The organism is Microbulbifer aggregans (genome assembly GCF_001750105.1).
Classification (GTDB): domain Bacteria; phylum Pseudomonadota; class Gammaproteobacteria; order Pseudomonadales; family Cellvibrionaceae; genus Microbulbifer; species Microbulbifer aggregans.
Map to the genome: position 1 here is coordinate 1078223 of NZ_CP014143.1, position 25634 is coordinate 1103856.

General features: G+C 58.7%; 29 protein-coding genes. 21 read left to right on the forward strand and 8 right to left on the reverse strand.

Annotated features, from left to right (window positions below):
- Window positions 1-27 precede the first annotated feature (27 nt).
- Window positions 28-867, reverse strand: a complete 840-nt coding sequence (locus AUP74_RS04650; RefSeq protein ID WP_069946550.1) for a helix-turn-helix transcriptional regulator — start codon at window positions 865-867, stop codon at window positions 28-30.
- A gap of 268 nt (window positions 868-1135) precedes the next feature.
- On the reverse strand, window positions 1136-1693 hold the full coding sequence (locus tag AUP74_RS04655; protein WP_069946551.1) for a gamma carbonic anhydrase family protein: 558 nt from the start codon (window positions 1691-1693) through the stop codon (window positions 1136-1138).
- A gap of 110 nt (window positions 1694-1803) precedes the next feature.
- On the opposite strand from AUP74_RS04655, the gene AUP74_RS04660 reads away from it, so the two are divergent.
- From AUP74_RS04660 to AUP74_RS04670, 3 genes are read left to right on the forward strand one after another with little or no spacing between them, the layout of a single operon-like run.
- Window positions 1804-3828, forward strand: a complete 2025-nt coding sequence (locus AUP74_RS04660) for a M3 family metallopeptidase (protein WP_069946552.1) — start codon at window positions 1804-1806, stop codon at window positions 3826-3828.
- Between the two features lie 24 nt (window positions 3829-3852).
- Window positions 3853-4122 carry a YheV family putative zinc ribbon protein gene (locus tag AUP74_RS04665; protein WP_069946553.1) on the forward strand — a complete coding sequence of 90 codons (270 nt, stop codon included), beginning with the start codon at window positions 3853-3855 and terminating at the stop codon, window positions 4120-4122.
- An 18-nt stretch (window positions 4123-4140) separates the two neighbouring features.
- Window positions 4141-4992 carry a hypothetical protein gene (locus AUP74_RS04670; protein WP_069946554.1) on the forward strand — a complete coding sequence of 284 codons (852 nt, stop codon included), beginning with the start codon at window positions 4141-4143 and terminating at the stop codon, window positions 4990-4992.
- Between the two features lie 198 nt (window positions 4993-5190).
- Here the strand turns inward: AUP74_RS04670 and AUP74_RS04675 are convergent, their stop codons facing one another.
- The gene (locus AUP74_RS04675; protein ID WP_069946555.1) at window positions 5191-5862 is read right to left on the reverse strand and encodes a hypothetical protein; all 672 of its coding nucleotides are present in this window, start codon (window positions 5860-5862) and stop codon (window positions 5191-5193) included.
- Between the two features lie 131 nt (window positions 5863-5993).
- Window positions 5994-7328, reverse strand: a complete 1335-nt coding sequence (locus AUP74_RS04680; protein WP_226999891.1) for an MATE family efflux transporter — start codon at window positions 7326-7328, stop codon at window positions 5994-5996.
- Window positions 7329-7745: 417 nt separating this feature from the next.
- Between AUP74_RS04680 and coxB the strand changes: the two genes are divergently transcribed.
- From coxB to AUP74_RS04700, 4 genes are read left to right on the forward strand one after another with little or no spacing between them, the layout of a single operon-like run.
- Window positions 7746-8894: a cytochrome c oxidase subunit II gene (gene coxB, locus AUP74_RS04685; protein WP_083260817.1), complete on the forward strand. Its 1149-nt coding sequence runs from the start codon at window positions 7746-7748 to the stop codon at window positions 8892-8894.
- Window positions 8895-8914: 20 nt separating this feature from the next.
- On the forward strand, window positions 8915-10465 hold the full coding sequence (gene ctaD / locus AUP74_RS04690) for a cytochrome c oxidase subunit I (protein ID WP_069946556.1): 1551 nt from the start codon (window positions 8915-8917) through the stop codon (window positions 10463-10465).
- Window positions 10466-10478: 13 nt separating this feature from the next.
- Entirely contained in the window at window positions 10479-11057 is a 579-nt protein-coding gene (locus AUP74_RS04695; RefSeq protein WP_069946557.1) for a cytochrome c oxidase assembly protein, read from the forward strand.
- Between the two features lie 5 nt (window positions 11058-11062).
- Window positions 11063-11953: a cytochrome c oxidase subunit 3 gene (locus AUP74_RS04700; protein WP_069946558.1), complete on the forward strand. Its 891-nt coding sequence runs from the start codon at window positions 11063-11065 to the stop codon at window positions 11951-11953.
- 46 nt (window positions 11954-11999) lie between these two features.
- On the opposite strand, the gene AUP74_RS04705 is transcribed toward AUP74_RS04700, so the two are convergent.
- Window positions 12000-12224 carry a DUF2909 domain-containing protein gene (locus AUP74_RS04705; RefSeq protein ID WP_067084745.1) on the reverse strand — a complete coding sequence of 75 codons (225 nt, stop codon included), beginning with the start codon at window positions 12222-12224 and terminating at the stop codon, window positions 12000-12002.
- A 47-nt stretch (window positions 12225-12271) separates the two neighbouring features.
- Here AUP74_RS04705 and AUP74_RS04710 point away from each other — a divergent pair, with 47 nt between their 5' ends.
- The 12 genes from AUP74_RS04710 (at window position 12272) to AUP74_RS17305 (ending at window position 19576) form a co-directional block, all read left to right on the forward strand.
- Entirely contained in the window at window positions 12272-13057 is a 786-nt protein-coding gene (locus AUP74_RS04710; RefSeq protein ID WP_069946559.1) for an SURF1 family protein, read from the forward strand.
- Entirely contained in the window at window positions 13054-13701 is a 648-nt protein-coding gene (locus AUP74_RS04715) for a hypothetical protein (protein WP_226999892.1), read from the forward strand. Before AUP74_RS04710 ends, AUP74_RS04715 begins: the two co-directional genes overlap by 4 nt.
- 20 nt (window positions 13702-13721) lie before the next feature.
- Window positions 13722-14768, forward strand: coding sequence for a COX15/CtaA family protein (locus AUP74_RS04720; RefSeq protein WP_226999893.1), 1047 nt, complete (start codon window positions 13722-13724; stop codon window positions 14766-14768).
- Window positions 14769-14822: 54 nt separating this feature from the next.
- Window positions 14823-15716 carry a heme o synthase gene (cyoE, locus tag AUP74_RS04725; RefSeq protein ID WP_069946562.1) on the forward strand — a complete coding sequence of 298 codons (894 nt, stop codon included), beginning with the start codon at window positions 14823-14825 and terminating at the stop codon, window positions 15714-15716.
- Between the two features lie 3 nt (window positions 15717-15719).
- Window positions 15720-16391, forward strand: a complete 672-nt coding sequence (locus AUP74_RS04730) for an SCO family protein (protein ID WP_069946563.1) — start codon at window positions 15720-15722, stop codon at window positions 16389-16391.
- Window positions 16392-16410: 19 nt separating this feature from the next.
- Window positions 16411-16896: a DUF2059 domain-containing protein gene (locus AUP74_RS04735; protein WP_083260818.1), complete on the forward strand. Its 486-nt coding sequence runs from the start codon at window positions 16411-16413 to the stop codon at window positions 16894-16896.
- Between the two features lie 7 nt (window positions 16897-16903).
- On the forward strand, window positions 16904-17710 hold the full coding sequence (locus AUP74_RS04740; RefSeq protein WP_069946565.1) for a CPBP family intramembrane glutamic endopeptidase: 807 nt from the start codon (window positions 16904-16906) through the stop codon (window positions 17708-17710).
- Between the two features lie 104 nt (window positions 17711-17814).
- Window positions 17815-18201, forward strand: coding sequence for a thiol-disulfide oxidoreductase DCC family protein (locus AUP74_RS04745; RefSeq protein WP_069946566.1), 387 nt, complete (start codon window positions 17815-17817; stop codon window positions 18199-18201).
- 3 nt (window positions 18202-18204) lie between these two features.
- Window positions 18205-18855, forward strand: coding sequence for a flavin reductase family protein (locus tag AUP74_RS04750; RefSeq protein ID WP_226999894.1), 651 nt, complete (start codon window positions 18205-18207; stop codon window positions 18853-18855).
- A gap of 135 nt (window positions 18856-18990) precedes the next feature.
- The gene (locus AUP74_RS04755) at window positions 18991-19224 is read left to right on the forward strand and encodes a hypothetical protein (protein WP_069946567.1); all 234 of its coding nucleotides are present in this window, start codon (window positions 18991-18993) and stop codon (window positions 19222-19224) included.
- Between the two features lie 23 nt (window positions 19225-19247).
- The gene (locus tag AUP74_RS04760) at window positions 19248-19427 is read left to right on the forward strand and encodes a hypothetical protein (protein WP_069946568.1); all 180 of its coding nucleotides are present in this window, start codon (window positions 19248-19250) and stop codon (window positions 19425-19427) included.
- 2 nt (window positions 19428-19429) lie between these two features.
- Window positions 19430-19576: a hypothetical protein gene (locus AUP74_RS17305; protein ID WP_158514539.1), complete on the forward strand. Its 147-nt coding sequence runs from the start codon at window positions 19430-19432 to the stop codon at window positions 19574-19576.
- A gap of 4 nt (window positions 19577-19580) precedes the next feature.
- On the opposite strand, the gene AUP74_RS04765 is transcribed toward AUP74_RS17305, so the two are convergent.
- Together AUP74_RS04765 and znuC are read right to left on the reverse strand one after the other, a co-directional pair.
- Window positions 19581-20387 (reverse strand): iron chelate uptake ABC transporter family permease subunit, encoded by an 807-nt coding sequence (locus AUP74_RS04765; RefSeq protein ID WP_069946569.1) that lies wholly within the window; start codon window positions 20385-20387, stop codon window positions 19581-19583.
- Window positions 20387-21166: a zinc ABC transporter ATP-binding protein ZnuC gene (gene znuC / locus AUP74_RS04770; protein ID WP_069946570.1), complete on the reverse strand. Its 780-nt coding sequence runs from the start codon at window positions 21164-21166 to the stop codon at window positions 20387-20389. The genes AUP74_RS04765 and znuC overlap by 1 nt, the downstream gene beginning before the upstream one ends.
- Before the next feature lie 160 nt (window positions 21167-21326).
- On the opposite strand from znuC, the gene AUP74_RS04775 reads away from it, so the two are divergent.
- On the forward strand, window positions 21327-22229 hold the full coding sequence (locus tag AUP74_RS04775; protein WP_083260819.1) for a metal ABC transporter substrate-binding protein: 903 nt from the start codon (window positions 21327-21329) through the stop codon (window positions 22227-22229).
- Between the two features lie 13 nt (window positions 22230-22242).
- Here the strand turns inward: AUP74_RS04775 and AUP74_RS04780 are convergent, their stop codons facing one another.
- A complete protein-coding gene (locus AUP74_RS04780) occupies window positions 22243-22674 on the reverse strand; it encodes a hypothetical protein (protein ID WP_145924317.1) in 432 nt (143 codons plus the stop codon).
- Window positions 22675-22833: 159 nt separating this feature from the next.
- Between AUP74_RS04780 and polA the strand changes: the two genes are divergently transcribed.
- Window positions 22834-25563, forward strand: coding sequence for a DNA polymerase I (polA, locus tag AUP74_RS04785; protein ID WP_069948714.1), 2730 nt, complete (start codon window positions 22834-22836; stop codon window positions 25561-25563).
- Window positions 25564-25634 lie beyond the last annotated feature (71 nt).

Genomic DNA, 25634 nt, shown 5'->3' on the forward strand with positions numbered 1-25634 from the left:
GGGATTTTTGCTTAAAACCTCCTGCCGCTATTTTTCCAGGCTGGCAAGAGGGTCGGGATCATTATTGTTATGATGGCGCAACGCGCTGATGAACAGATAAAACAGTTCTGACTGCGAGGTGACATCCAGCTTGGCATAAATATGTTTGCGATGTGTTTTAATCGTATCCACACTCGCGTCGAGCTTGTCGGCCATGGACTTGATTGAGTGTCCCCGCATGGTCATATGCAGTACCTGACACTCACGCTTGGTGAGTACCGAGCTGCCAAAGCTTTCCAGGGCGTGGTCGAGACGATGCCCAAAACTTCCCTCCGAAGACTCGATGTTGTCACGTTGCGATATCCAGCGGGACAGCAGGCTGCGCACCAGTGGCCACAGTGAGTGCAGCAATGCTGCCTGTTGTCGTGAGAAGCGGCCGCCACCAAATTCAGAAGCGCGGCCAATGGACAGACTGGCGATTACTCCGCCTTCGCCCCGAACCAGATAGCACGCCTCATCGATAAGTTTGGCCTCGCGATAGTACATGCGGAAATATTCGGTTTGGCTGAAAGCATCCGGCGCTACATCGCGCAGAAAGAACAGCCCCTGGCGTTTTTCATCCACTGCCGCGCGATAAAATGGATCCAGAAGATAGGCGCCTTCGATATAGCGATCTACCTGTGTGCTGGGCTGCTCGTTTGCCAGCAGGCGGTGGTGGGTAATTTCGGGTTCACTGTGCGCCGGGTAGAGAATCGCCATACTGCTGTTTCCATCCACCAGCGCCTCGGCGCCTCGCAGTAACTCTCTGATGCGCAGGGAATCGGTTTCGCACTCAAACAGTGTAGCGAGGCATTGGTGCCAAGCGGTGAGATCTGGAGTAGTCATCATGCAACAACCCGGCGGCTACTGAGGTACTCGAAATCAGCTCCCAAGCATTGGATGGGTAGCGTCGAGGGTCAAATTGATGTCCGTCGGCAAGGCTGAAAATACCAAGATCCGAAAAAAGAAATCAACAGCGAAGAATTTTACCAAAGAAGCGATCGGGGTGGTTGCCTATAAGGGGGGGCTACCCAGTTATTTATGACCTGCGTAGAAGTCAGGTTCACGCGCACCCGAGCTGAATATCCAGCTCGGATAGCACGGAACACCGTGGTCCTCAGGGTTGTTCCTGACCGGTCAGGTACTCGTTCTTCAACTTGACGTAATTGTCGGCAGAGTAACGGAAGAACTGCCGCTCTTTCTCGCTCAGGGGGCGCGCCTGTTTACAGGGCGCTCCCACATACAGGTAGCCGCTTTCAAGTTTCCTCCCCGGAGGCACCAGCGCGCCGGCAGCAAGCACCACTTCGTCTTCGATAACAGCACCGTCCAGGACAATAGCGCCAATGCCGATCAATACCCGGTTGCCGACGGTGCACCCGTGCAGGCAGGCCTTGTGGCCGATAGTGACATCATCGCCGATATTGAGTGGCCAGCCATCAGGATTAAACGGTCCGGCATGGGTGATATGCAGTACTGCACCATCTTGCACACTGGTGCGGGCACCAATACGAATCCGGTGCATGTCACCCCGCAGCACCGCCATCGGCCATACGGAACTGTCCTCGCCGATGGCGACGTCGCCGATTACGGCGGCCTGGGGATCGACGTAGACGTTGTCACCCAGCTGGGGGCATTGTTGATTGGGGCCTTCGCCGTGGGGACGCAATGGGAACATGGGCAACCTCCTGTACAATCAGTCTCTGGTTTACTACCCCTATGATAACTGTTGGCGGGGCTGCTGCGATGCCGCAGTACTGCCGGGGTCAATCACAAACAAGGTGTCCGATGTCCAACCCGCTGCAAGAACTCCCGTCACTGCCCAGTTTTGACCGACTTGAGCCGGAGCAGGTCGAGCCGGCCATCGACGCCCATCTGGCGGCGTGCGACGCCAAACTGCAGAGCGGGCTTTACCAGCGGGGCTGGGACAACGCCGTAGCACCACTCGAGGAGGCCCAGGATCGCCTGAGCCGGGCCTTTTCACCGGTCAGTCACCTCAACAGCGTGCTCAGCGGCCCGTGGCGGGCCCCTTATGAGGCTGCGCTGGCAAAGATCACCAACTATTGGACGGAGCTGGGCCAGAATCGCGAACTGTATGACCTCTATCGCGAACTGGCAGCGAGCGCCGATTTTGCGTCGTGGCCACAGGCGCGGCGCAAGACCATAGAACTGGCGCTGCGAGACTTTCACCTCGGCGGGGTGGCCCTCGAGGGCGATGAGCGAACACAGTTCGCGGCAAACAGCCGGCGGCTGGCAGAGCTCTCAAGCACTTTTGCCAACAATGTCCTGGATGCCACCAATGCCTGGACCTACCGCACCGAAGACGAAAGTGAGCTGACCGGCCTGCCGGACACCGCGGTGGAAACTGCCCGTGCCGCTGCAGAGAATCGGGGCGAGCGTGGTTGGGTGATCACACTCGATGGCCCGAGTTATCTGGCCGTCATGACCCATGCTGAGAACCGGGATCTGCGTAAAATGGTGCATCTGGCATTTGTCACCCGCGCATCGGAGCAGGGACAGCATGCCGGTCGTTTTGATAACAGCGCGGTGATGACCGAAATTCTCGCACTGCGGGCGCAGCAGGCGAACTTGCTGGGTATGAACAATTACGCGGAACGCTCGCTGGCAAGCAAGATGGCAGAGAGTAACGACGTGGTGTTGGATTTCCTCCATAACCTGGCGCGACGAGCGCGGCCAGCGGCGGAGCGCGAGTTTGCCGAACTGCAGGCATTTGCCACTGAGCAACTGGGCCTGGACCAGCTTGAACCCTGGGATATTGCCTGGGCTGCGGAGAAGCTGAAGCGCGAGCGCTATGCGGTAAGCCAGGAGGAACTGAGACCTTATTTCCCGTTTCCGAAGGTGCTTAAGGGGATGTTCGCCGTGGTCGAACGGCTGTTCGGCGTCACCGTGGAAGCCGATTCTTCCGTGACCGTCTGGCACCCTGATGTAGAGTTTTTCTGGTTGAAGCGGGGTGGCGAAAAGCTGGCGGGTTTCTACCTGGATCCTTTCGCCCGTGAGAAAAAGCGGGGTGGAGCATGGATGGATACGGTCAGCACGCGCCGGCAGGGCGCGGAAGGCCTTCAGTTGCCAGTGGCCTATCTGGTCTGCAATTTCAGTCCACCCACCGGCGCCAAACCGTCACTCCTGACGCACTACGAAGTGACGACGCTATTCCACGAATTCGGCCACGGGCTGCACCATATGCTGACCCGGGTGGATGTAGGCCCGGTCTCCGGGATCAACGGAGTCGCCTGGGACGCCGTGGAGTTGCCGAGCCAGTTCCTGGAAAACTGGTGTTGGGAGCCCGAAGCGATCGCCATGATCTCTGGTCATTATGAAAGCGGTGAACCCCTGCCGGAGGCCCTGCTGGACAAGATGCTGGCGGCCAAGAACTTCCAGTCCGCCATGTTTACCGTGCGGCAACTGGAGTTTGCCCTATTCGACTTTCAGCTCCATTGCCGCGAGCAGGGTGCATCGGCAGAGGACGTGCAGGCGTTACTGGATCAGGTTCGTAGCGAAGTCGCTGTGGTGCCGGTGGCGCCAGAGAACCGTTTCCAGCACAGCTTTAGCCATATCTTTGCTGGCGGCTATGCGGCAGGCTATTACAGCTACAAATGGGCGGAAGTTCTGTCAGCGGATGCGTTTTCCCTGTTCGAGGAAAGGGGGATTTTTGATCAGGAAACCGGCGAGCGCTTCCTGCGGAGTATTCTCGAGCAGGGGGGCAGCCGGGATGCCCTCGAACTGTTCACCGAGTTTCGCGGTCGTGGACCGGAAATTGATGCCCTCCTGAGACACTCTGGCATCGAAGCCTGATTGCAGTAAGAAAGAGGTAACCCGATGCAGGATGAAAAAAACAAACCGGTAAAAAGGCGCTTTATTGCTGGAGCAGTATGCCCCCGCTGTGGAGAAATGGATACCATTGTCAATTACCGGCTCGGTGACAAAAATTATCGAGAGTGTGTGAATTGCGGATTCAAGGATGAAATACGTATTCAGTCGAGGCCCGCGGAGATCCCCACACGCGTGAATGAAAGTGGTTTGGATAAAGAAGTCGAAACACCGGTTAAAATTCTCGAGCCAGGGCCCGCGAAAAAAAATAGAAAATAAAGCGAGAGACGAATCCGCGTGAATAAAAGTATTGGCCTTGTTGTGCTGATGGGCGGGGCCCTGATAGCTGCAGCGCTGGTTTACGGGGAGTGGCAACGACGCCAGGAGGATGATCGCCAGCAGGCCGCTCACCTACTGGCTAGCTGCGTCAATCAGGGGCTGCTTTCTCTCTTTCGTTTGCAGGCGAATGACTGGAAGAAAAAACCAGATTTTCATCGCCAGGAAGAAATCTCCCTGCAAGTGGCTGTTGCTGAGTTGCCGGAAAAAATTCTTGCAATAAAGCCATCCGACTACTCCGGGCGCATTGCCAATGCGGTAGCGCTTTGTGAATCACTGACCGAGAACAGTATTCGCCAACATGGGACAATTTTTGGACCTGTGGGCAATTTTGCCGAGGCGGGGCCTGTTGATCCGGCAGCTCTGGTTGTGGAGAAAAACCGGTCCCGGCAGGCGCGAACCCTGCGGCAATTGCATATTTCGGCCCGCGCCGCAGAGCGTTATCTGGAGGATCTGGAGACAGATCTGGAATCAAAGCTGATCGCTGCGAAACTGGACGCAAGGACCGAGGAATTGGTGCGCAAAGAGATCCGTTCAGAAGTGCTGGATTATTATCAGCAGGGTGACTTCTCCCGCAGTAGTGTGGAGCGTTATATCGCCCGCAGGGAAAAGTTGGCACAACTGTTGGCAGACAACCCGCGTGGATATAGCCGGCGTGGTGGCACGCTGTACTTTTATGACCCGGCTCTCCGTCGCAGTGTTGACAGTCTCAGCCGCGCCCTGTCGCAGGGGCATACAGATGTCATTGGCAACTGGCAGCGGATCGTTCGCCATCAGCAGCGGCGAGTCGAACAAGAACGCGAAGCAGAATGATGCTGGATCGGGGCATCCAGGCAGCTAAAGTCGTAAGCACGATAGAAATACCGGGAAAAGGAACAGCGGGCACCACAGGGATTTCAGCCCGCCCAAGTTTTCCATCCTGAGTGCCTTTATTGTAATGCTGTAGTGCCTAGTCGGGCCTACTGATTCCCGGTCATCAGGCTCTCTCTCCTCGATGCCGATGCAGGGGAATCAGTGGAGGGTCTCTTCTTCCAGTTCCTCCTCGAGAATATGTAGCCGGATTTGCATCTCGGCGGCAAAATCAGGCCAGCGGCCTGGTGTGGAGGAGTGGCATTGTCGCCCGACAATGAGTGCCACGACCCGCTCACTGGCCAGCTGAATATCATCGAAATCCCGGGCCGCGCGCAGGCTGATACGATCCAATGCCGCCGCCTTTTCCTCTCCAATCAATTCCCGCACCACCAGGTTTGCCACCATGGGATCCATTGGCAGTAACGGCATGCCCAGGCTGAACTGCAGGCGATCATTGGCCTCTTCAAGGAGTCGGTGGCAGAGGTAGACGTACGGTAGCAATGCCTGCGCGGGTAGTGGGCGACCCTTCGTGGCGGCCATGCGTTCGGCACGGGCGAAAGTGCGCCGGAAAAGTCTTCGCATGATCCGTGTCGAAATGCCAGCGGCATGACACAGTCCGACCATCTGCTCAAACCAGTAGGGCAGTGTCTCCATGTAACGGATAGCGAAACTCGTCAGTATCAGCACCCCATCGCCCTGGGGCAGGCTCACAGTATGGTGAAGATCGGGCAGATTACTACGGAGAGCACTTTTGAGGCTGCCATCGCGATGCTCATCTTCGACCGAGCGCTGGATGATGGCCTGCAGGGACTGGAATTCGTTTTGCGTCATCTAGCTTTACTATCAATGCCGGAACCCTCGAGCCGCTTTCGCTTCGCCTTCCAAAATCCTGGGAGTGAAGCTCACTCGATTTGGGATAGCTTTGCTTATGTCGCTGGTAGAAGAAACCGGAATCGCTCTTTTTAAATCCAGATTTTTTTTAAAGTGTAGTAGTAAAAATAGAGGATCAAACCGATAGACCGTGCGATAAACCACAAAAAAAGGCTGAACCAAACGCCATGATTGCCCCAGGAGGTTGTCAGCCACCAAACGGGAAGAAAAATCATAGCCGTGGCGATAAACATGGTATCGCGCATCTGACGACTTTTTCCCGCGCCGATGAATACGCCATCGAGTTGATAACACCAGACCGCAATCAATGGCAGTGCACACAGCCAGCCGTAAACGCTGTTCGCTTCGGCGAGCACTGAATCCAGATCGGTAAACAGAGGAAGAATCAGGGGCTTGCCAAATAGAAAAAACAGTGTGATAGCGCAAGCAGTACCAAGCGCCCATTTTCCAGCACTGCGGACAGTGGAGCGGAATTGTCTCTGTGATTGCCTTGAGATCGCATCGCCAACCAGGGCCTCGGTGGCATGGGCGAAACCATCGAGTGCATAGGAGGTCATCATCAATAACTGGATCAGGATGGCATTGGCTGCCAGTACCGCATCACCCTGCGCCGCTCCCTGCGCGGTAAAGAAAGCAAAGGTAAACAACAACAGCAGGGTGCGCAGAAACAGGTCGGTATTGATCCGCAACAGCTCGATCCAGGGTGCGACATCCTGCCAGGGAAAAAACCCTGCCCGCCGTAGCCGATCGACCAGTGACTCCAGTATCTGTCGGTCAATTCTGCGCAGGAGCACCATGCCGAGGGAAAAGGCAAAAACATCCGCGCACACAGTTGCGAGGGCTGCTCCGCGTGCGCCCATATCAAGGCCGATAATAAACAGCACGTCCAGAGCGATATTGAGCAGATTCGCAGCCAGCAGCAGATAGAGCGGTGCGCGGCTGTCCTGCCTGCCAATGAAGAATCCCAGTAGGGCGAAATTGGCCAGCGCGAGTGGTGCGCTCAACAGGCGGATTTTCAGGTAGGCCTCTGCATGGGGTGCAGCTTCAGTGCTCGCGTTCATCCACTCCACAGCCTGGCCAATGATGGGCCAGGAAAGGGGGAGCAGGATAAGGCCGAGACCAAATGCAAGAATCAGTGCCCGCAACAGCCATTCCTCGCCACCGCCAGTGCTGCGCGCGACCAGGCCAGTAGTACCCATCCGCAGAAAGCCAAACGCCCACAGCAACATGCTGACCACCGCCGCACCGATCGCCACGCCGGACAGGTACTCCGCCGTGGGCAGGTGGCCGAGGATGGCTGTATCCACGGCGCCAAGCATCGGTACGGAAATATTGCTCAGGATCATCGGCCAGGCGAGATCCAAGACGCGACGGTTCGGGTTGGAGGTAGTTTGTGACTGGGACATCCGTGGGAGACTTAAGTTGGCGGATTAATTGACTTTTTGCTGGCGATGTGTTCCTGTTGATGATGCAAGTAGATGCAACAAAACAGGTTGTTGGTTGTACCTTCCGGACGACGACATCTGAAGTAAAATCTTTTACGAAGAATAACAAGTTGCACTGTCGGCAGTATCGCGGGATCCCCTTCCCGCCCAGTGTATGTAGTCTTGTCTTACTACAGCATGTCCACAAAGAATGTGTGGAATAGCCTAGGGATCGGTGTGTCCGGTCGGGCGACTCCAGTTATCCGTGCGCAGCCAGCGGCTGAAGATAATAATCACGACTCTCCATTTGGGGGTATGGGCCTAGCAGTGCGCCTTCTGTAGTACTGACCGAGGTCAATCTCCGGCTTGGGGATCGCTATACACGGAGATCTGTAGGCGATGTTGAGAGGCTTCAATCGGCTGTTCGCCTTGATGGCCACGGCGCTGCCGGCCGGCACCGCTCTGGCGGAAGATAAGGCACCGGAACGCTGGGGGGTCAACATGCCCCGGGGGGTCACGGAGGTCGCACAGACCACCTATGACCTGCATATGCTGATCTTCTGGATCTGTGTTGCCATTGGTGTGCTGGTGTTCTCGGTGATGTTCTACAGCATGTGGCGTCACCGCAAGAGCAAAGGGTACAAGGCGGCCCAGTTTCACGAGAGCACTGCGGTGGAACTGGTCTGGACCATTATCCCCACTATCATCCTGATCCTGATGGCGATCCCTGCCACCAAGACGCTCTACGATATCTACGATACCGAGGAAGCCGATCTCGACATCATGATCACTGGCTACCAGTGGAAGTGGAAATACGACTATCTCGGTTCCGATGTCTCCTTCTTCTCCAATCTCTCCACCCCCCGCGCCCAGATCGACAACCAGCTGCCCAAAACCAGCAACTATCTGCTCGAAGTGGATGAGCCGGTGGTGGTGCCTGTGGGCAAGAAGGTGCGATTCCTGATTACCGCCAACGACGTTATCCACGCCTGGTGGGTACCGGATCTGGCCGTGAAGAAGGATGCTATCCCGGGCTTTGTCAACGAAGCCTGGACCCGGATCGAAGAACCGGGCATCTACCGCGGCCAGTGCGCGGAACTGTGCGGCAAGGACCACGGCTTTATGCCGATCGTTGTGAAGGCGGTGCCCCAGACCGAATACGATCAGTGGCTTGAAAAGCGTGCGACCGAAGCCGCCAAGATGCGCGAGCTCACCGAAAAGACGTTTACCTTTGACGAGCTGTTTGCCCGCGGAAAGGAAGTCTACAACCGCAATTGCGCAGCCTGTCACCAGGTCAATGGCCAGGGCGTGCCACCGACGTTCCCGGCCATTGCCGGTTCCTCTGTTGCCACTGGCCCGATGAAAGCGCATCTGGGTATCGTGGTGCACGGCTCGGAGAAAAACCCAGCCATGCAGGCATTCGGGCCACAGCTGTCCGAAGCGGATATCGCCGCGGTGATCACCTATCAGCGCAATGCCTTTGGCAACGATATGGGCGATACCGTGCAGCCCATCGATATCCTCAATTTCAAGAATAACCAGCAGTAAGAGCCGAGAGGAACAGAGTTATGGCACACGGCCCCAAACCCGGATTGTCCCGGTGGCTCTATACCACCAACCACAAAGACATCGGAACCATGTATCTGTGGTTCAGCTTCGCCATGTTCCTGCTCGGCGGATGCATGGCGCTGGTGATCCGCGCAGAACTGTTCGAGCCGGGACTGCAGATCGTGCAGCCCGAATTTTTCAACCAGATGACCACCATGCACGGCCTGATCATGGTCTTTGGTGCCGTGATGCCGGCATTCGTTGGCCTGGCCAACTGGATGATCCCGATGATGATCGGTGCTCCAGACATGGCCCTGCCACGCATGAATAACTGGAGCTTCTGGATTCTGCCATTCGCCTTCACCATGCTTGCCTCCACCCTGTTCATGGATGGCGGTGCGCCGAATTTTGGCTGGACTTTCTATGCCCCGCTGTCGACTGAGTACGCGCCGCCGAGCGTGACCTTCTTCATCTTCTCCATTCATATCATGGGTGCTTCGTCGATCATGGGGGCGATCAATATCATCGCTACCATCCTCAATATGCGTGCCCCGGGCATGACCCTGATGAAGATGCCGCTGTTCGTGTGGACCTGGCTCATTACCGCGTATCTGCTGATTGCCGTGATGCCGGTGTTGGCTGGTGTGGTCACCATGATGCTGATGGATATCCACTTTGGTACCAGCTTCTTCAGCGCTGCCGGTGGTGGTGATCCGGTCCTGTTCCAGCATGTGTTCTGGTTCTTCGGCCACCCCGAGGTCTACATCATGATCCTGCCGGCTTTCGGTGTCGTGTCGGCGATCATCCCGACATTCGCGCGCAAGCCGCTGTTCGGTTACAGCTCCATGGTCTACGCGACTGCGTCGATCGCCTTCCTCAGCTTCATCGTCTGGGCCCACCATATGTTCACCGTGGGGATGCCGATCGCCGGTGAGCTGTTCTTCATGTATGCGACGATGCTCATCGCGGTACCGACCGGCGTGAAGGTGTTCAACTGGGTCACAACCATGTTCCGGGGGTCCATGACCTTTGAAACGCCGATGCTGTTTGCGGTGGCCTTCGTGATCCTGTTCACCATTGGTGGTTTCTCTGGCCTGATGCTGGCTATCGCACCGGCTGACTTCCAGTATCACGATACTTACTTTGTGGTGGCGCACTTCCACTACGTACTGGTACCGGGTGCCATCTTCTCCATTACCGCAGCGGTGTATTACTGGCTGCCGAAATGGACCGGCAACATGTACAACGAAACCATGGGCAAGGTGCACTTCTGGCTGTCCTTTATAGGCCTGAATGTGACTTTCTTCCCCATGCATTTCGTTGGCCTGGCCGGCATGCCGCGCCGAATCCCGGATTACGCCCTGCAGTTTGCCGACTTCAACCAGATTGCCAGTATGGGTGCCTTCCTGTTCGGTGCATCGCAACTGCTATTCCTGTTCAACGTGATCCGCACTATTCAGGGTGGCAAAAAAGCCAGCGATGAAGTCTGGGAGAATCCGGAAGGCCTTGAGTGGACTGTGCCTTCTCCAGCGCCCTACCACACCTTCAGCACGCCACCGGCGGTGCGTTGAGGAGAAACCGGACATGGCCTGGAGTGAGAATGCAAAGGTCACGGCAAAACTGCTGACGCTCGCCGTCAGCATGCTGGCCTTTGCACTCTTTATCATGCCGCCGCTGTACGATGCCTTCTGTGAGATCACCGGTCTGAATGGCAAGACAGGAGCGAAGTATGAAGCGGTACCTGCAGCGGTGGATACCGAGCGTCTGGTCAAGGTTCAGTTTGTTGCCAGCAACAACGAGAACATGCCCTGGCAATTTCGTCCCAGTGTTATTTCCGTGAAAGTGCATCCGGGGGAACCGATGGATACGGTCTTCCTGGCAGAAAACCCTACCGGCAAGTTGATGGTCGGCCAGGCCATTCCGAGCGTGGTCCCGTCCAAGGCGGCACAGTATTTTCACAAGACGGAATGTTTCTGTTTTAACCAGCAGACACTCGCCGCGGGTGAAAGCGCCGAGTTACCACTGCGTTTTATTGTCGACCCGGACCTGCCACCGGGCGTCAACACCATTACCCTTTCCTATACGCTGTTCGATGTCACGGAAAGAGTTTCAGTTAATCGCGAGATCGATAACAAAAACACCGACTCCGCGCGAGAGGGATAAAAACTATGGCCACCGAAAGCAGCTATTACGTACCCGAGCAGTCACGGCTGCCCATATTCGCCACCATCGGCATGTTCCTGATTGCATTTGGCGCAGCGAACTGGATCAATGGTGGCAGCGCCTACATATTCTTCGCCGGTGCACTGGCCATGGCTACAGTGCTGTGGTTCTGGTTCGCGGCAGTGATACGGGAGAATATGGCCGGCCTCAACAGCGATCAGCTAAAGCGTTCCTATGTCTGGGGCATGGGCTGGTTTATTTTTTCCGAAGTGATGTTTTTTGCCGCCTTCTTCGGGGCGCTCTATTACATTCGTACTTTCGCCTTACCCTGGCTCGGTGGCGAAGGTGACCGGGGCAGTTCGAATATGCTCTGGCAGGGCTTCGAGAACAACTGGCCCCTGATGGTGACCCCCGATGCGGCAGCGCACGGTGATGCAGCCAAAATCGTGGGTCCCAAGGACATTATTGATCCTTGGCACCTGCCATTGTTGAACACGGTGCTGCTGCTGGCCTCGAGCTTTACCGTGCATGTGGCCCATGTTTATCTGAAGAAGAACAAGCGCAATGCCTTCAACCTGTGGCTCACCGCCACTGTGGCGCTGGGCTTCGCATTCCTCTACTTCCAGGCAGTGGAGTACTATGAGGCCTACCAGCATCTGGGCCTGACTCTCGAATCGGGTATTTACGGTACGACGTTCTTTATGCTGACCGGCTTCCACGGTGCCCATGTGACCCTGGGAACGATCATGCTATTGATTATGTTGTTGCGTTCGGTGATCGCCCACCACTTCAAGCCGAACGATCATTTCGGGTTTGAGGCGGCCAGCTGGTACTGGCACTTCGTGGACGTAGTCTGGGTGGCCCTGTTTATCTTCGTCTACGTGCTGGGCGGATGATGCGATCAGGCGCGGATGGATGTCCGCGCCTGCTCAGGAAACGAACTTAATATTTGTTGGCCCAGGGTGCCGTATTGGAGAGGATACCGCTGTCGAAGCCATACCAAATGGCAATCAGCAACAAGGCAGCCAGGGAGATGCGGATGCCCAGGGCATAGAGGGTACGCTTCGATTCGGGCGCACCCATATCACGCAACAGAAAAAATAGAGCGCTGGACAGGCTGACCAGCACGGCAAGAAACAGCAAGACAATCAATACTTTCAGCCACATATTTGTTCGCCACTTGATGTAGGAGCCTGCAGTAAAGGCTAATCGGCATGACAGTAAACCACACCCCGGCGCGGTCGCAGACTGCCAGTGTAGCATTGATCCGTAACTGGCCAGTCACCTTCCTCAGTGCCTGTTTCCTGCCCCTTCTACTTGCGCTGGGATTCTGGCAGCTCGACCGTGCGGGGGAAAAAGCGGCAATTCTGTCGGTGATCGATGCGCGGCTCGGCGCGCAGCCCCGCAAACCCGCTGACCTCGAGACCCTACAGACATTCACACCCGTACGCCTGATGGGCTTCTATACCGGCGAGCTACTGTATCTGGATAACCGCACGCGAGATGGCCGCGCCGGCTATGAAGTGCTGCAGGTGTTTGTCTCGGGCGGTGAACGCTGGCTGGTGAACCGTGGTTGGGTGCCGGTGGGTGAGGATCGCAGCATTCTGCCAGCGGTGTCCTGGCCTCTTGCGGCCAAATGGATCACGGGGTTTCTGCATCCAGTCGATGAAAATGGCCCAGCTGCTGCAGCGGTCATGGAGTTTGAGGCCGGTACCGGGGTGGAGCCGGAGAGCTTACGGCGGATACAGGCTCTGGGAGCCGATGTGCTGGCAGCAATGAACGTGGATGAGACCGGCTGGACGATCCGCCTGAGTGCCGATTCCGATACCGCACTGCGCACTGGCTGGCAATTCGTCAACAGCCAGCCGGAGCGACATACCGGTTACGCAGTACAGTGGTTTGCGATGGCGGCCGCCCTGTGTATTCTGTGGTTGATAGCCGCCACCAATATTCCCGCGGTGCTGAAAAAAAATAATTACAAGAGAGGAAACGGATCGTGAGTCAACAGTCTCCAACGGCTGCCGGTGGCGAGGGCCGGGAACGGCGTGCAGCGACCGGACGCCTGCAAGGCCTTTCGCTGATTGCCGCCGTCGCCCTGCCGATCGTCGCCGCTTATGTGGTTTACCACACGGGTCTCGGCATGCCCGATGGCACCATCAATCAGGGCGAGCTGCTGCAGCCTCCCGTGGATATCGAAGGGTTGGCTCTGCGGTCGGCGTCCGAAGAGTCCGCAAGTCAGGCAGTGTCTTTTGAGTCTGCTCCCCACAAGTGGCGCTACCTGATTCTGCCTGATGGCGCCTGCGAGTCTGCCTGCGACAATCTTCTTTATACCAGCCGCCAGGTGCATATCCGGCTGGCAGAAAAGGCTGACCGCGTGGAGCGGCTACTGGTGACGCCCGAACCGCTGCCTGCGGAGCGCCGCGCCGCCATTGCCGCCGAACACCCGCGTCTGCGTTTTGTGACCGCCGATGCGTCTGCGTTGCAGACACTGCGCCGCGAAAGTGGTCTGGTCATGGCGGAGGGACCACAGGCGGTGCTGGTGGACCAGAAGGGCTTTGCCATGATGCGCTACGGCAATGAACACACCGGCAACCAGCTATTAAAAGATATCAAGCGCCTGCTGAAGTACTCCTACGAGCAGTAAACGGGGTAAAGGAGAGAGAGATGGCAAGACATCCCATGGCGGCGCAAGAGAGCGCGGCCCATACAGACTGGCGCCTGCGCCTGGCGCTGGCAGGGACACTGCTCGCCGTGGTGGTGGTCGTGCTGGGAGCCTTTACCCGCTTGGCCGATGCCGGTCTGGGCTGCCCGGACTGGCCCGGCTGCTACGGGCACCTCACCTGGCCCGATGAGGAGCACGAGATCGTCCGTGCCAATGAGGCCTTCCCCCACGCGCCGGTCGAGACCGACAAGACCTGGCCGGAAATGGTGCACCGCTACTTTGCCGGCAGCCTTTTATTGCTGGTTGGTGGCCTCACCGTTCTGGCGTGGCGTCGCCGTGGCCAGCGCGCCTTCAAACAGACGCATTTTCTGCTGGCGCTGATTATCCTGCAGGCTGCCTTCGGCATGTGGACCGTGACTCTTAAGTTATGGCCGCAGGTGGTCACAGCGCATCTCCTCGGTGGCATGGCGACCCTGTCGATGTTGTGGCTGATCGCCGAGCGATTACGCAACAGGGGACGCAGTATCCCGGTGCATGAATACCGGGCCCTGCAGAAAATCCGGCCGCTGGCCATAATCGCTGTGGTCGCAGTGGTGCTGCAGATAGCCCTCGGTGGCTGGACCAGTTCCAATTATGCGGCGCTGGCCTGTGCTGACTTCCCGACCTGCCACGGCGAATGGTGGCCGCAGTCGGATTTCCAGCAGGGTTTCAACATTGCCCAGCACATTGGCCCCAACTACCTTGGTGGCGCCCTGGAAAGCGATGCGCGCACCGCCATCCATGTCACCCACCGCATTGGCGCACTCGTGGTGAGCCTGCTGGTGCTGGCACTGGCGATGTTGGCCTGGCGTGCCGGCTCCCGCCGCTGGGCGATCGGCCTCGCTGGCGCCCTGGCGTTACAGGTGGGGCTCGGCATCGCTAATGTCGTGTTCTTCCTGCCACTGCCTGTGGCAGTTGCCCACAATGCCGGCGCAGCTCTGTTACTGCTGGGGCTGCTGACATTCTGTTATCGGATCCAGACTGTGCAGCCGGCAGTCCGACACCCCTAGGCTGTCGAAGTCGGGGTGCCGGGCAATCATCAATAACAATAACGAGGTGAGACCATGAGCGTACAAACTGCAGTCCTGAGCCGGGCCAGCTGGCGCGATTATTACGAGCTGACCAAGCCGCGGGTGGTGATGCTGATGATCCTGACCTCGGTGATCGGCATGCTGCTGGCGGTACCGGGCATGGTGCCGCTGGATATCCTGTTGCTCGGCAATCTGGGGATTGCGCTCTGTGCCGGCGGCGCGGCGGCGGTGAATCACCTGGTGGACCGCCACATCGATATCAAAATGGCCCGCACCAGCAACAGGCCAGTGGCACGGGGCCGTGTGGAACCACAAAAAGCCGTACTGTTTGCGCTGCTACTTGGCTGCGCCGGTATGGCCATTCTGCTGGTATTCGTCAACGCACTCACCGCCTGGCTTACCCTCTTTTCCCTGTTGGGCTACGCCGTCGTTTACACCATGTTCCTGAAACGTGCGACGCCGCAGAATATCGTCATCGGTGGCATCGCCGGCGCGGCACCGCCGCTGCTGGGTTGGACGGCGGTTACCGGTGAGATACACGGCCACGGCTTGCTGTTGATGTTGATCATCTTCGCCTGGACACCGCCACATTTCTGGGCGCTGGCGGTGCACCGTCGCGACGACTATGCCCAGGCCGATATTCCAATGTTGCCGGTGACCCACGGTGTCGCCTATACCAAGCTGCACATCCTGCTGTACACGTTCATCCTATTTGCCGTCAGCCTGTTGCCATTCGCCACCGCCATGCTGGGCTGGCTGTACCTGCTGGGCGCAGTGGTGCTGGGGCTTGGCTTTATCTACTGGGCCATCGAGATGTTGCGGGATCGCAACCCGAATGCGGGCATGGAGACCTTTCGCTATTCCATCATCTACCTGATGGCGTTGTTCTGCATCATGCTGCTCGACCACTACCTGATCGCGGTGTAAAAGATGGATATTGAAACTCAGCAAAAATCGCCGGAACAACAGCGCGGGATACTGATCACCGTGGTGGTGCTGGTATTGATGATGCTGGCGGTTCTGGCAGGCTTCCTCAACAAGATGGGGCAGCCCCGCATCATTACCGATTCCGAGCTTCGCGCAAACGGGGCGATCGAGTTGGAGCGCCCGCGAATCTTGGATGAATTCAGCCTGCTGGCTGATAGCGGTAGGGAGTTCAGTACCAATGACCTTGCCGGCCGCTGGACGCTGGTGTTTTTTGGCTTTACCCACTGCCCGGATATCTGTCCCACGACCATGTCGACACTGAATAGCTTCTATCAGACGCTGGACGAGGAGACACGGGCGGACACAGATATCGTACTGGTATCGGTGGATCCGAAGCGTGATACACCGGAAAAACTGCACGACTATGTGCGTTACTTCAATAAGGATTTTCGCGGACTCACCGGTGAATTCCTCGACTTGAAGCGCTTCGCCAACCAGCTGAATGTACCTTTCAACAAGGTGCCTTTGGAAGATGGCAACTATACCGTCGATCATGGCTCTCAGGTGGTGTTGATCAATCCCCGTGGCCACTACCACGCCTTCTTCCGTGCACCGCTGGACCCGGCAAAAATGAAACTGACCTATCGATCAATGCGGGCGACGTTCAACGGCTGAATAATATTCCGGAATTGTAATGAGAAGACTTTTTGTGACGGCAGTGATTGCCAGCCTGTTGGGTACGGCAATGTCTGCGAAACTCCTTGCCGCTGAATACAGTGACGAGGAGCGTTTTGCCGCGGCCTATGCGTTAGTGGCAGCCTCGGACGGAGAGGACCTGTCGGAGAAAATGACCAACACCATGGTGGAAAACCAACTGCAGCAGAACCCGGCGCTGATCCCCTACCGCCGGGTATACACCGAGTTCCTGCAGGAGGTGGTTGGCCATGAGACTCTGCGTGAGGAGATCGCCGAACTGTATCTCGACTATTACACCGTCGAGGAAATGCGGACGCTGACAGCGTTCTACAAATCGCCGACCGGCAAGAAAATGCTTCAGGTAACTCCGGAGCTCACCGGCCAGCTGATGCAGGTGGTCCAATTCCGGATTCAGGAAAACCTGCCGCGGTTGCAGGAGTTGATCCGTGTCGAAGCAGAACGGTTGGCGATGAAACAGGAATAGCATTCCCGTGGGGAGCTTATCCGAAAGCCTGCAACGGGGCCGGGGCGATGACATCGGCTCCCATAAGCCCACCGAGAAAAGTCGGTTCGTGGGCGCGATGCTGTTATTGTCGCTCTGTGTTGTGCCATTTGGCTGGGTAGGACTTGCGGCACCACTGGTCTGGCTCGCACTCCACGCCATAGAAGTGACCTCGGGTTGGCGGATGGTGCTGGCCTTTCTGGGCGCTGCCTCGGTAATGTTGATTTCGGCGCTCGGTCTGGTTCCCGGCGGTGAGCGCATTGAGTGGCTGGCCGCCTATACCGATGCCAGTGGCAACCTTATCTCTGCGGGCTTTAATCCCGGCAAGGCTGCGATTGCCGCAGGCGTGCTCGGCTTTATGCTGCGCAGTCGCAACTGGCTTGAGTTCAGCGACTTGCGTTATGTACTGGTCGCTATTGCTGTGCCCTCCCTTTTCGGGCTCGCGCTCTTCGGTACCTCGCCAAAATTTGCGGCGACGATTATCGCGGCGCTGTTGACCAACTTCCTGGTGGTGGCGATCAGTGAAGAAGCCTTTTTCCGTCTGGTCGTACAGCGAGGTGGCGAGCTGTTCATGCATCGCGCTCGCTGGCTGGTCGCCTTGCTGGTGACAGTGCTGTTCACCTTCCTGCACACGGGCTGGGCAGCTTCCCCGGTTGCCCTTGTCGTTGTCGCAGCTGCTGGCCTTAGTTATGCGTTGCTTTGGATGCGCACGCAAAATTTCTGGGCCTGTGTATTGGCCCACGGGGGCATCAATGCGTTTCACATGCTGCTCCTGCCATACCCGCTACCCGGCTGAGACTGCCCCGTCAATTTGGCATTTGCCCGCTGGGCTGAACTACCTCGCACTACACTGCGTATAGCACTGAGTTGAAAGGCCGTATGGTGTCGCGCAGGTAGCCGATGTTCACACTCATATACGATGGTCGTTGCCCGCTTTGTATGAGGGAGATTGCCCATCTGCGCCGTTGGAATACCGCCGGCCGGGTGCGTTTCGTGGATATCCACAGCGAAACATTCCGCAGAGAATTTCCCCAGTTGCAATCCGAAGACGCCATGGAAACGTTGCACGGACAGCTTCCCGATGGTCGCATCATCACCGGTTTTGAAGTCACGGTAGAAGCCTGGGAGAGGGTGGGGAAAGGCCATTGGGTACGTTGGCTCCGGTGGCCTGGAGTACGCCGGTTGAGTCCCTTTTTCTATCGGCTATTTGCCCGCAACCGGCACCGTCTCGCCAAGTTGCTCACCGGTCGCCGACGCTGCGAGTCAGACGACTGCGATCAGGGTTAGGGGGTGAAATTGGAAAATTTTCGTCAGTGGAATGCCGCAGACCTGGACAACCTGGAACAGCGCTACCGGGCAAACCTGGTCAACAGTCTGTCTGGCTTCAAGAGCGCGAACCTGATTGGCACCATTGATTCCTCCGGAACGAGTAATCTCGCCATCGTCAGCTCGGTCGTCCATCTGGGGGCCAACCCGCCACTGATCGCGTTCATCAACCGCCCTGACACGGTAGAACGACATACGCTCGACAACCTGACGGCTACTGGCTGGTTCACCGTTAACCAGGTGAATGTGGACTATTGGCAGCAGGCCCACCAGACATCGGCGCGCTATCCGCAGGATGTTTCCGAGTTCGATCCCGCGGGCCTTACCGCCCAGTTCAGCGGGTCGTGTCCGGCCCCCTATGTCGCCGAAAGCCGATTGCGCTTTGCCTGCCAGGTGGTGGAGCAACAGCGCCTCGCCGTCAATGGCACCGTGATGGTGATCGGCCGTATCGTCGAACTTCAGGTTGCGAACGGCGTGGTGGTGGAGGACGGCTATGTCGATATCGAGGCACTGGGCACCGTCGCTGTCAGCGGATTAGACAGTTACCACCGCACCGAGCGCCTCGGGCGACTCTCCTATGCCAAACCGGACCGCCCCCCGCGCCGGATCGATTGATCTTCCCTAATCCTAATGGAAGTGCGAAGCGCCAACTCCATGGGATAACTGATCACCCCTCGCCTGCTGTCCGTAGGCATCAACTACTGTGTTAGCAAGCCGGTACGCCCCCGTGCCAAGAGGGTCTCTGCAACCGTGAAAAACCTCTTTGACAGATTTGCCCGCTCGCGCCGGGCCCGACGGCTCGTGGGTTGGACGGGGGTGGTGCTGGTGGTTCCCTTTGCCATCTGGCTTCCCCTGTCGGCTCTGCAACTGGTGCCATCGATCGTAGAGGTTTTCGGGGTGCCGGGATTGAGAATTCCCGCCACAGTGGTGATCAGTGGACTACTGATCGCCGCTATCGGGTTCTGGGATTACGACGACAACTGATTGTTTCACTGCCGGGAGTGCGCATGTTCAAACTATCGGATCTATTCATCCTGCTGGCCGTTGCGGTGTCCTTCATCCTGTCGGGCTACCTCTGGTTTAACGGCTACAAGGAGCAGGGCATTTTCACCGCCCTGTGGGTGCCCAGCATCCTGTGCTTCGGAATCTACTTCAAGGTGTCAGCACTGCTGGCCAGGAGGAAGTAGCCATGTCAGAGGGACTGATACTCGCCATCGCGATAGGCGTCTTTATTATGCTGTTGATCGGCATTGCCCTGACGATCTACGAATTCCACAAAGCCGGTGAAGAGCCGGCGGAGGACATTCGCAGGAAATCTGACAAGCCCGGGCGCTGACCGCTCAATGCTTTTGTGGCCGGGCCTGGGTGAAGAGGAACAGCAGCGCCGCGGCCAGAACGATGGACGGACCGGCGGGTGTATCCCAGAGCACCGACGCGAGCAGGCCCAGCAGGACGGACAGACCGCCGATCAGCGCTGCCAGCAGAGCCATGCGCTCCGGGGTGGCGGCCAGGCGGCGCGCTGCCGCTGCGGGAATGATCAGCATTGCGGTAATCAGCAGTATCCCCACCACTTTCATGGCGATCGCGATCAGCAGTGCCAGCATCAGCATGAGTGCCAGCCGCACGCGCTCTATCGGAACGCCTTCCACTGCTGCCAGCTCTTCGTTGAGTGTGAAGGCGAGCAGTGGCTCCCACAGGTAGAACAGCAGCCCGGCGATCAAAGCACCGGCAGCCGTCATCAGCACTACGTCCGCCGGGCTGACCGCCAGCAAGTCGCCGAGCAGGAGCGACAGCAGGTCCACATTGATATCGAACAGGCTCACGGTGACGATACCGAGGGCCAGCATGGAGTGGGAGAGAATACCCAGCAGGGTATCGACTGACAGTTTCTGCCGCCGCTGCAGGTAAACCAGCAGCACGGCCAGCCCGCAACAGGTGGCGCCGACCGCCAGCGTCGGCTGCAGGTGTAGAAGGAAACCGAGGGTGACGCCCAGCAGTGCGGAGTGGGCCAGGGTATCGCCGAAATAGGCCATGCGCCGCCACACGGCAAAACATCCCAGCGGGCCGCTCACCGCGGCGACGATCAAACCTGCTGCCAGCGCCAGCCACAGAAACTGGCTGTAGAGCAGTGCGGTAACCTCACTCATCACTCGTCCCCCTGCCGGTCGTGGTCGTGATTACAGCGACCATTGTTCTGCAGTATGTCGCCGCTCAGGTCATGGGCGTGATTGTGCTGGTGGGTGTAAGGGGCCAGTTTGTCGCCAAACAGTTCCAGGTAGGCGGGATCCCGGCTCACCTGCTCAGGATGACCGTGGCAACAGATATGCTGGTTGATGCACAGCACGTGATCGGTCGCCGCCATCACCATATGTAGGTCGTGGGAGACCAGCAGGACGCCACAACCGAGTTCGTCGCGCAGTGCGGCAATGAGCTGGTAGACCTCGGCCTGCCCGCTGACGTCCACGCCCTGGGTGGGCTCGTCCAGTACCATCAGCTGTGGCTTGCGGGAGGCGGCCCGGGCCAGCAGCACCCGCTGCATTTCGCCACCGGACAGATCCGCCAGGCTGGCGCGCCGCAATTTTTCCGCCCGCACCCGCGCCAGGGCTGCGTCGGCCTCGGCCCGGCTGATCCCTGGCTGGCCGAGCTCCAGGAAGCGCTCGACGGACATGGGCATGGAGGAGTCCACCTGCATGCGTTGCGGCATATAGCCGAGTCGCAGTCCGGGGCGTCGCCGGATACTACCGGCAGTGGGGCGACTCAGGCCCAGCAGCAGCCGCAACAGGGTGGTTTTACCGGCACCATTGGGGCCGATCACGGTCACGATCTCCCGTGGACGCAGCTGGAGCGAAATGTCCTGCAACAGGGTGCGGCCAGCGACCTCGAGGCTGAGGTTTTCGGCGGTAATGAGGGGTTCGGAATGACTCAGGGGATGGCTCCGCGATCTGCGTGGCGATGGAAAACGGCGATGGACGCCGGCGGTCTGCCCGCACCGGTCTGGCGGGCAAAGGCCGGCTGTGATTATATCGCACTTTTTTCGCCGGCCCCTTAGTTCGCCTTTTTGCCGGCCATTGCTTTACCGGATTCTGATGATCGCCACTAAGCGTTTGAACGCCCTGCTCACTGCTGTTGCTCTCCTCGCTATCGCCGCCTGCTCTGACGACGCACCACCCGCAGACGGGGCTCTCGTCGTCAGTGTGCGCCCACTCGCATTGATCGCCCGCGAGATCGCTGGCGATGAGCTGGAAGTTCGGGAACTGATTCGAAATGGCGATCCTCACCACTATGCGCCCTCGGTCTCCGATCGCGCGATGCTGGAACGCGCCGCCCTCGTGGTGTGGCTCGGCCCGGGAATGGAATCTGTGCTGGCGAAACAGCTGTCACAGGTGCCGGCCGAGCGCCAGCTATTGCTGCTGGAGCAGGGCGAGTACGAGATGAAGGGCGCCGCATCGGGTGATCCCCACGTGTGGTTGCGGCCGCGCAATGCGGCAATCATCGGCGCGGTGATGGCGGAGCGGCTGGCGCTTCAGTACCCCGGCGCGGCGGAGAATTTCCGTCGCCGGGCACGGGATTTCTCCCGCCAGATGGCCAACCTGCAGAAGGTACTCGACCGTGCCCTGTGGGCTTACCGCGATGTGCCCATTGTGGTCACCCACGATGCTTACGGGCACTTCTTTGGCAACGCCGGCGTTGTCACCAGTGCGCTTGGTGGCAGCGGCGGCGAGAACCGCCGCGGCGCCCGCACGATGCTGGCGCTCGGTGAGGTGGAGGACGGTTGCCTGTTCGGCGAGGCGCCTGCGAACGATCGCGACCGCCAGGTGGCGGAAAATCTCGGACTGCGCTATGTCGCTCTGGACCCGCTGGGCCAGCAGCTCGCCGGGGACGCACGCTATACGGATCTGATCCAGGCGTTGCTGGGCGATGCCCGCCGCTGCCTGGGCGAAGTACCGGACCAGACAGCGGATTCAGCGAAGGATCCGGACTCGCAGTGATACCGGACCGCGGTCAGGAGGCCTCCTCGCGCTCCTCTTCCTGACCATCCTCACGGGCGGCCTCGCGCTCAAGGCGCAGGCGCTCAGCCTCGGCGGCGGCCCGGGCGCGCTCCTCTCGCCGCAGAGCCTGTTCCAGCAGGTTCATCTGGCGCGTCACCAGTGACTGCAGTTGTTCCTGTTTGCCGGCACTCAACAGTCCGGCGGCGATGGACTCGACCAGGAGCGTTCGCTCCCGCTGGGCGGCGCCCGGATCGGCGGAGTCCGTTACCTCCAGGTATTCCATCGGACCGGGCGCATTTATCGGCTCATCGACCGCATCTGCCTGCACCGGGAAAGCATTACCGGCCGCCAGTAACATGGCGCAGGAAATCAACGCACACTTCATGATCACATCCCTCTCCAGAAGCCGCTCTTGCAGTGGCCGGGTGGCCCCGCGAGCGATCACTGCCAACTCACTACAAGCCTAGAAGTGCTGGGGGATATTGCCGGCGCGGCTGCGGTGACTGACCTGCTTCTGTCGCTGGAACGAGCGAAAAAATCCGATCGCGGTTATCCTGTCGCGCAAACACAGAACCCACGAAGTTATTCCAGTATTCGGATCGTTATGAGTAAAACAGCGCCCAGCGCCGCGCCACTGATTCTGGTGGACGGATCCTCTTATCTCTATCGTGCCTTCCACGCCCTGCCTCCCCTCGCCACCAGCGATGGCAGGCCTACCGGTGCGGTCCGTGGAGTGATCAGCATGCTGCGCCGCCACCTCAAGGAGCACCCGGACAGCACCGTCGCCGTTGTTTTCGACGCCAAGGGCAAGACATTCCGCGACGAGCTGTTTGAGGATTACAAGTCTCACCGGCCTCCTATGCCGGACGACCTGCGCGAGCAGATCCAGCCCATCCACGACATCATCGACGCCATGGGTTTGCCGCGACTGGTGATTGACGGCGTCGAGGCGGACGACGTGATCGGCACCCTGGCATTGCAGGCTGCAGAGCAGGGCCAGCAGGTCATCATCTCGACCGGCGACAAGGACATGGCCCAGCTGGTGCGCCCCGGTATCACTCTCGTGAACACCATGTCGAATACTGAGATGGACGCAGACGGCGTACGCGAGAAGTTCGGTGTTGGCCCGGAGCTCATTATCGATTTCCTCGCCCTGATGGGGGACAAGTCCGACAACATTCCCGGTGTGCCCGGTGTCGGTGAAAAGACCGCGCTGGCGCTGCTACAGAACCTGGGCAGCCTCAAGGACATCTACGCCGATCTCGATGCCATCGCACCGCTTGGTTTCCGCGGCAGCAAGACCCTGGCCAAGAAGATGGAGGAGCACCGCGAAGCGGCAGAGCTTTCCTACCTGCTGGCCACCATCAAGACCGATGTGGAAATGCCCTACCAGCCACAGAACCTGCACAACGCCGAGCCCGACCGGGACAAGCTGCTCCAGCTTTTCGGTGCGATGGAATTCCGCGGCTGGCTCGACGAACTGAGTGGTGGTGAGGATGCCGCCGAGGCGATGCAGGAGGCGGTGGAGCGGGAGTACGAGATCGTTACCCAGCAGAAGACGTTCGATGCCTGGCTGGAAAAACTGAAGACCGCTGAGATCTTCGCCTTCGATACCGAAACCACCAGCCTCAATTACATGCAGGCCAAGCTGGTGGGGGTGTCCTTCGCCGTTGAGCCCGGCAAGGCGGCCTATGTGCCCCTGGCCCACGACTACATGGGTGCCCCGGAGCAGCTGCCGTTCGAGGAGACACTGGCGGCCCTGAAGCCGCTGCTCGAGGACCCGACGCAGCAGAAAGTGGGCCAGAACCTCAAGTACGACAGCCATATCCTGGCCAACTACGATATCCGGCTGGAGGGCATCGCCCGTGACACCATGCTGGAATCCTACGTGCTCGACAGCACCGCCAGCCGTCACGATATGGACAGCCTGGCCCTCAAGTACCTGGGTGAAAAGACCGTGCACTATGAGGACATTGCCGGCAAGGGCGCCAAGCAGCTGACCTTCAACCAGATCGAACTCGACAAAGCCGGCCCCTACGCCGCCGAGGATGCGGATATCACCCTGCGTCTCCATCGGGAACTCAGTGGCCGGCTGGCGAAGATCCCGTCACTGGAAAGAGTGCTCGACGAGATCGAAATGCCACTGCTGCCGGTGCTGGTGCGAATTGAGCGCAACGGTGCCTACCTGGATGCTCAAATGCTGGGCAAGCAGAGTGCTGAGCTGGAGCAGAAGATGCACGAGCTGCAGCAAAAGGCGTTTGAGGAGGCGGGAGAAGAATTCAATCTGGGTTCCACCAAGCAGCTCGGCCATATCTTGTTCGAGAAGCTGGGGATCCCGGTGATCAAGAAGACTCCAAAGGGCGCCCCCTCTACCGCGGAGGCGGTGCTTCAGGAACTGGCGCACGATCACGCCCTGCCGGCTCTGATCATGGAATACCGCGGGCTCGCCAAGCTAAAGAATACCTATACCGACAAGCTGCCAAAGATGATCGACCCCGGTACCGGCCGCGTGCACACCTCCTACCATCAGGCGGTGGCCGCTACCGGGCGCCTGTCTTCCAGCGATCCGAACCTGCAGAACATTCCCATTCGCAGTCCCGAGGGGCGCCGTATCCGCCAGGCGTTCGTGGCGCCACAGGGGAGTGTCATCATCGCCGCGGATTACTCGCAGATCGAGCTGCGTATAATGGCCCACCTGTCCGGCGACAAAGGGTTGGTGGACGCCTTCGCCCACGGTGCTGACATTCACCGCGCGACTGCGGCGGAGGTGTTCGAAGTGCCCGCGGACGAGGTAACCGATGAGCAGCGCCGGCGCGCCAAGGCGATCAATTTCGGCCTGATCTACGGTATGTCAGCGTTTGGTCTGGCCCGCCAGCTGGGCATTCCCCGCGGCGATGCACAGACTTACATCGACCGTTACTTCGAGCGCTACCCCGGCGTACTGCGCTATATGGAGAACACCCGCAAGCAGGCCGCTGATGAGGGCTATGTGGAAACCCTGTTTGGTCGCCGGCTCTACCTGCCGGAGATCAAATCCCGCAACGGTGCCATGCGCCAGGCCGCCGAACGCACCGCCATCAATGCGCCCATGCAGGGCACCGCCGCCGACATCATCAAGCGCGCCATGATCGAAGTGGACGCCTGGCTCACGGAAGAAAAACTGCAGAGCAAGCTCATCATGCAGGTACACGATGAGCTGGTGCTGGAAGTGCCTGAGGATGAGGTGGAGAAAGTCCGAGAGGGACTGATCGGGCGCATGCAGGGCGCTGCCGAGCTGGATGTGCCCCTGATCGTGGATGTGGGGCAGGGCGCCAGCTGGGACGAGGCGCACTGAGCCGCGCTTCGGGGATTTTGCTAGAAATCTGCATCTGGCGGTGAATCTACCGCCAGTTTTGACACTTTTTT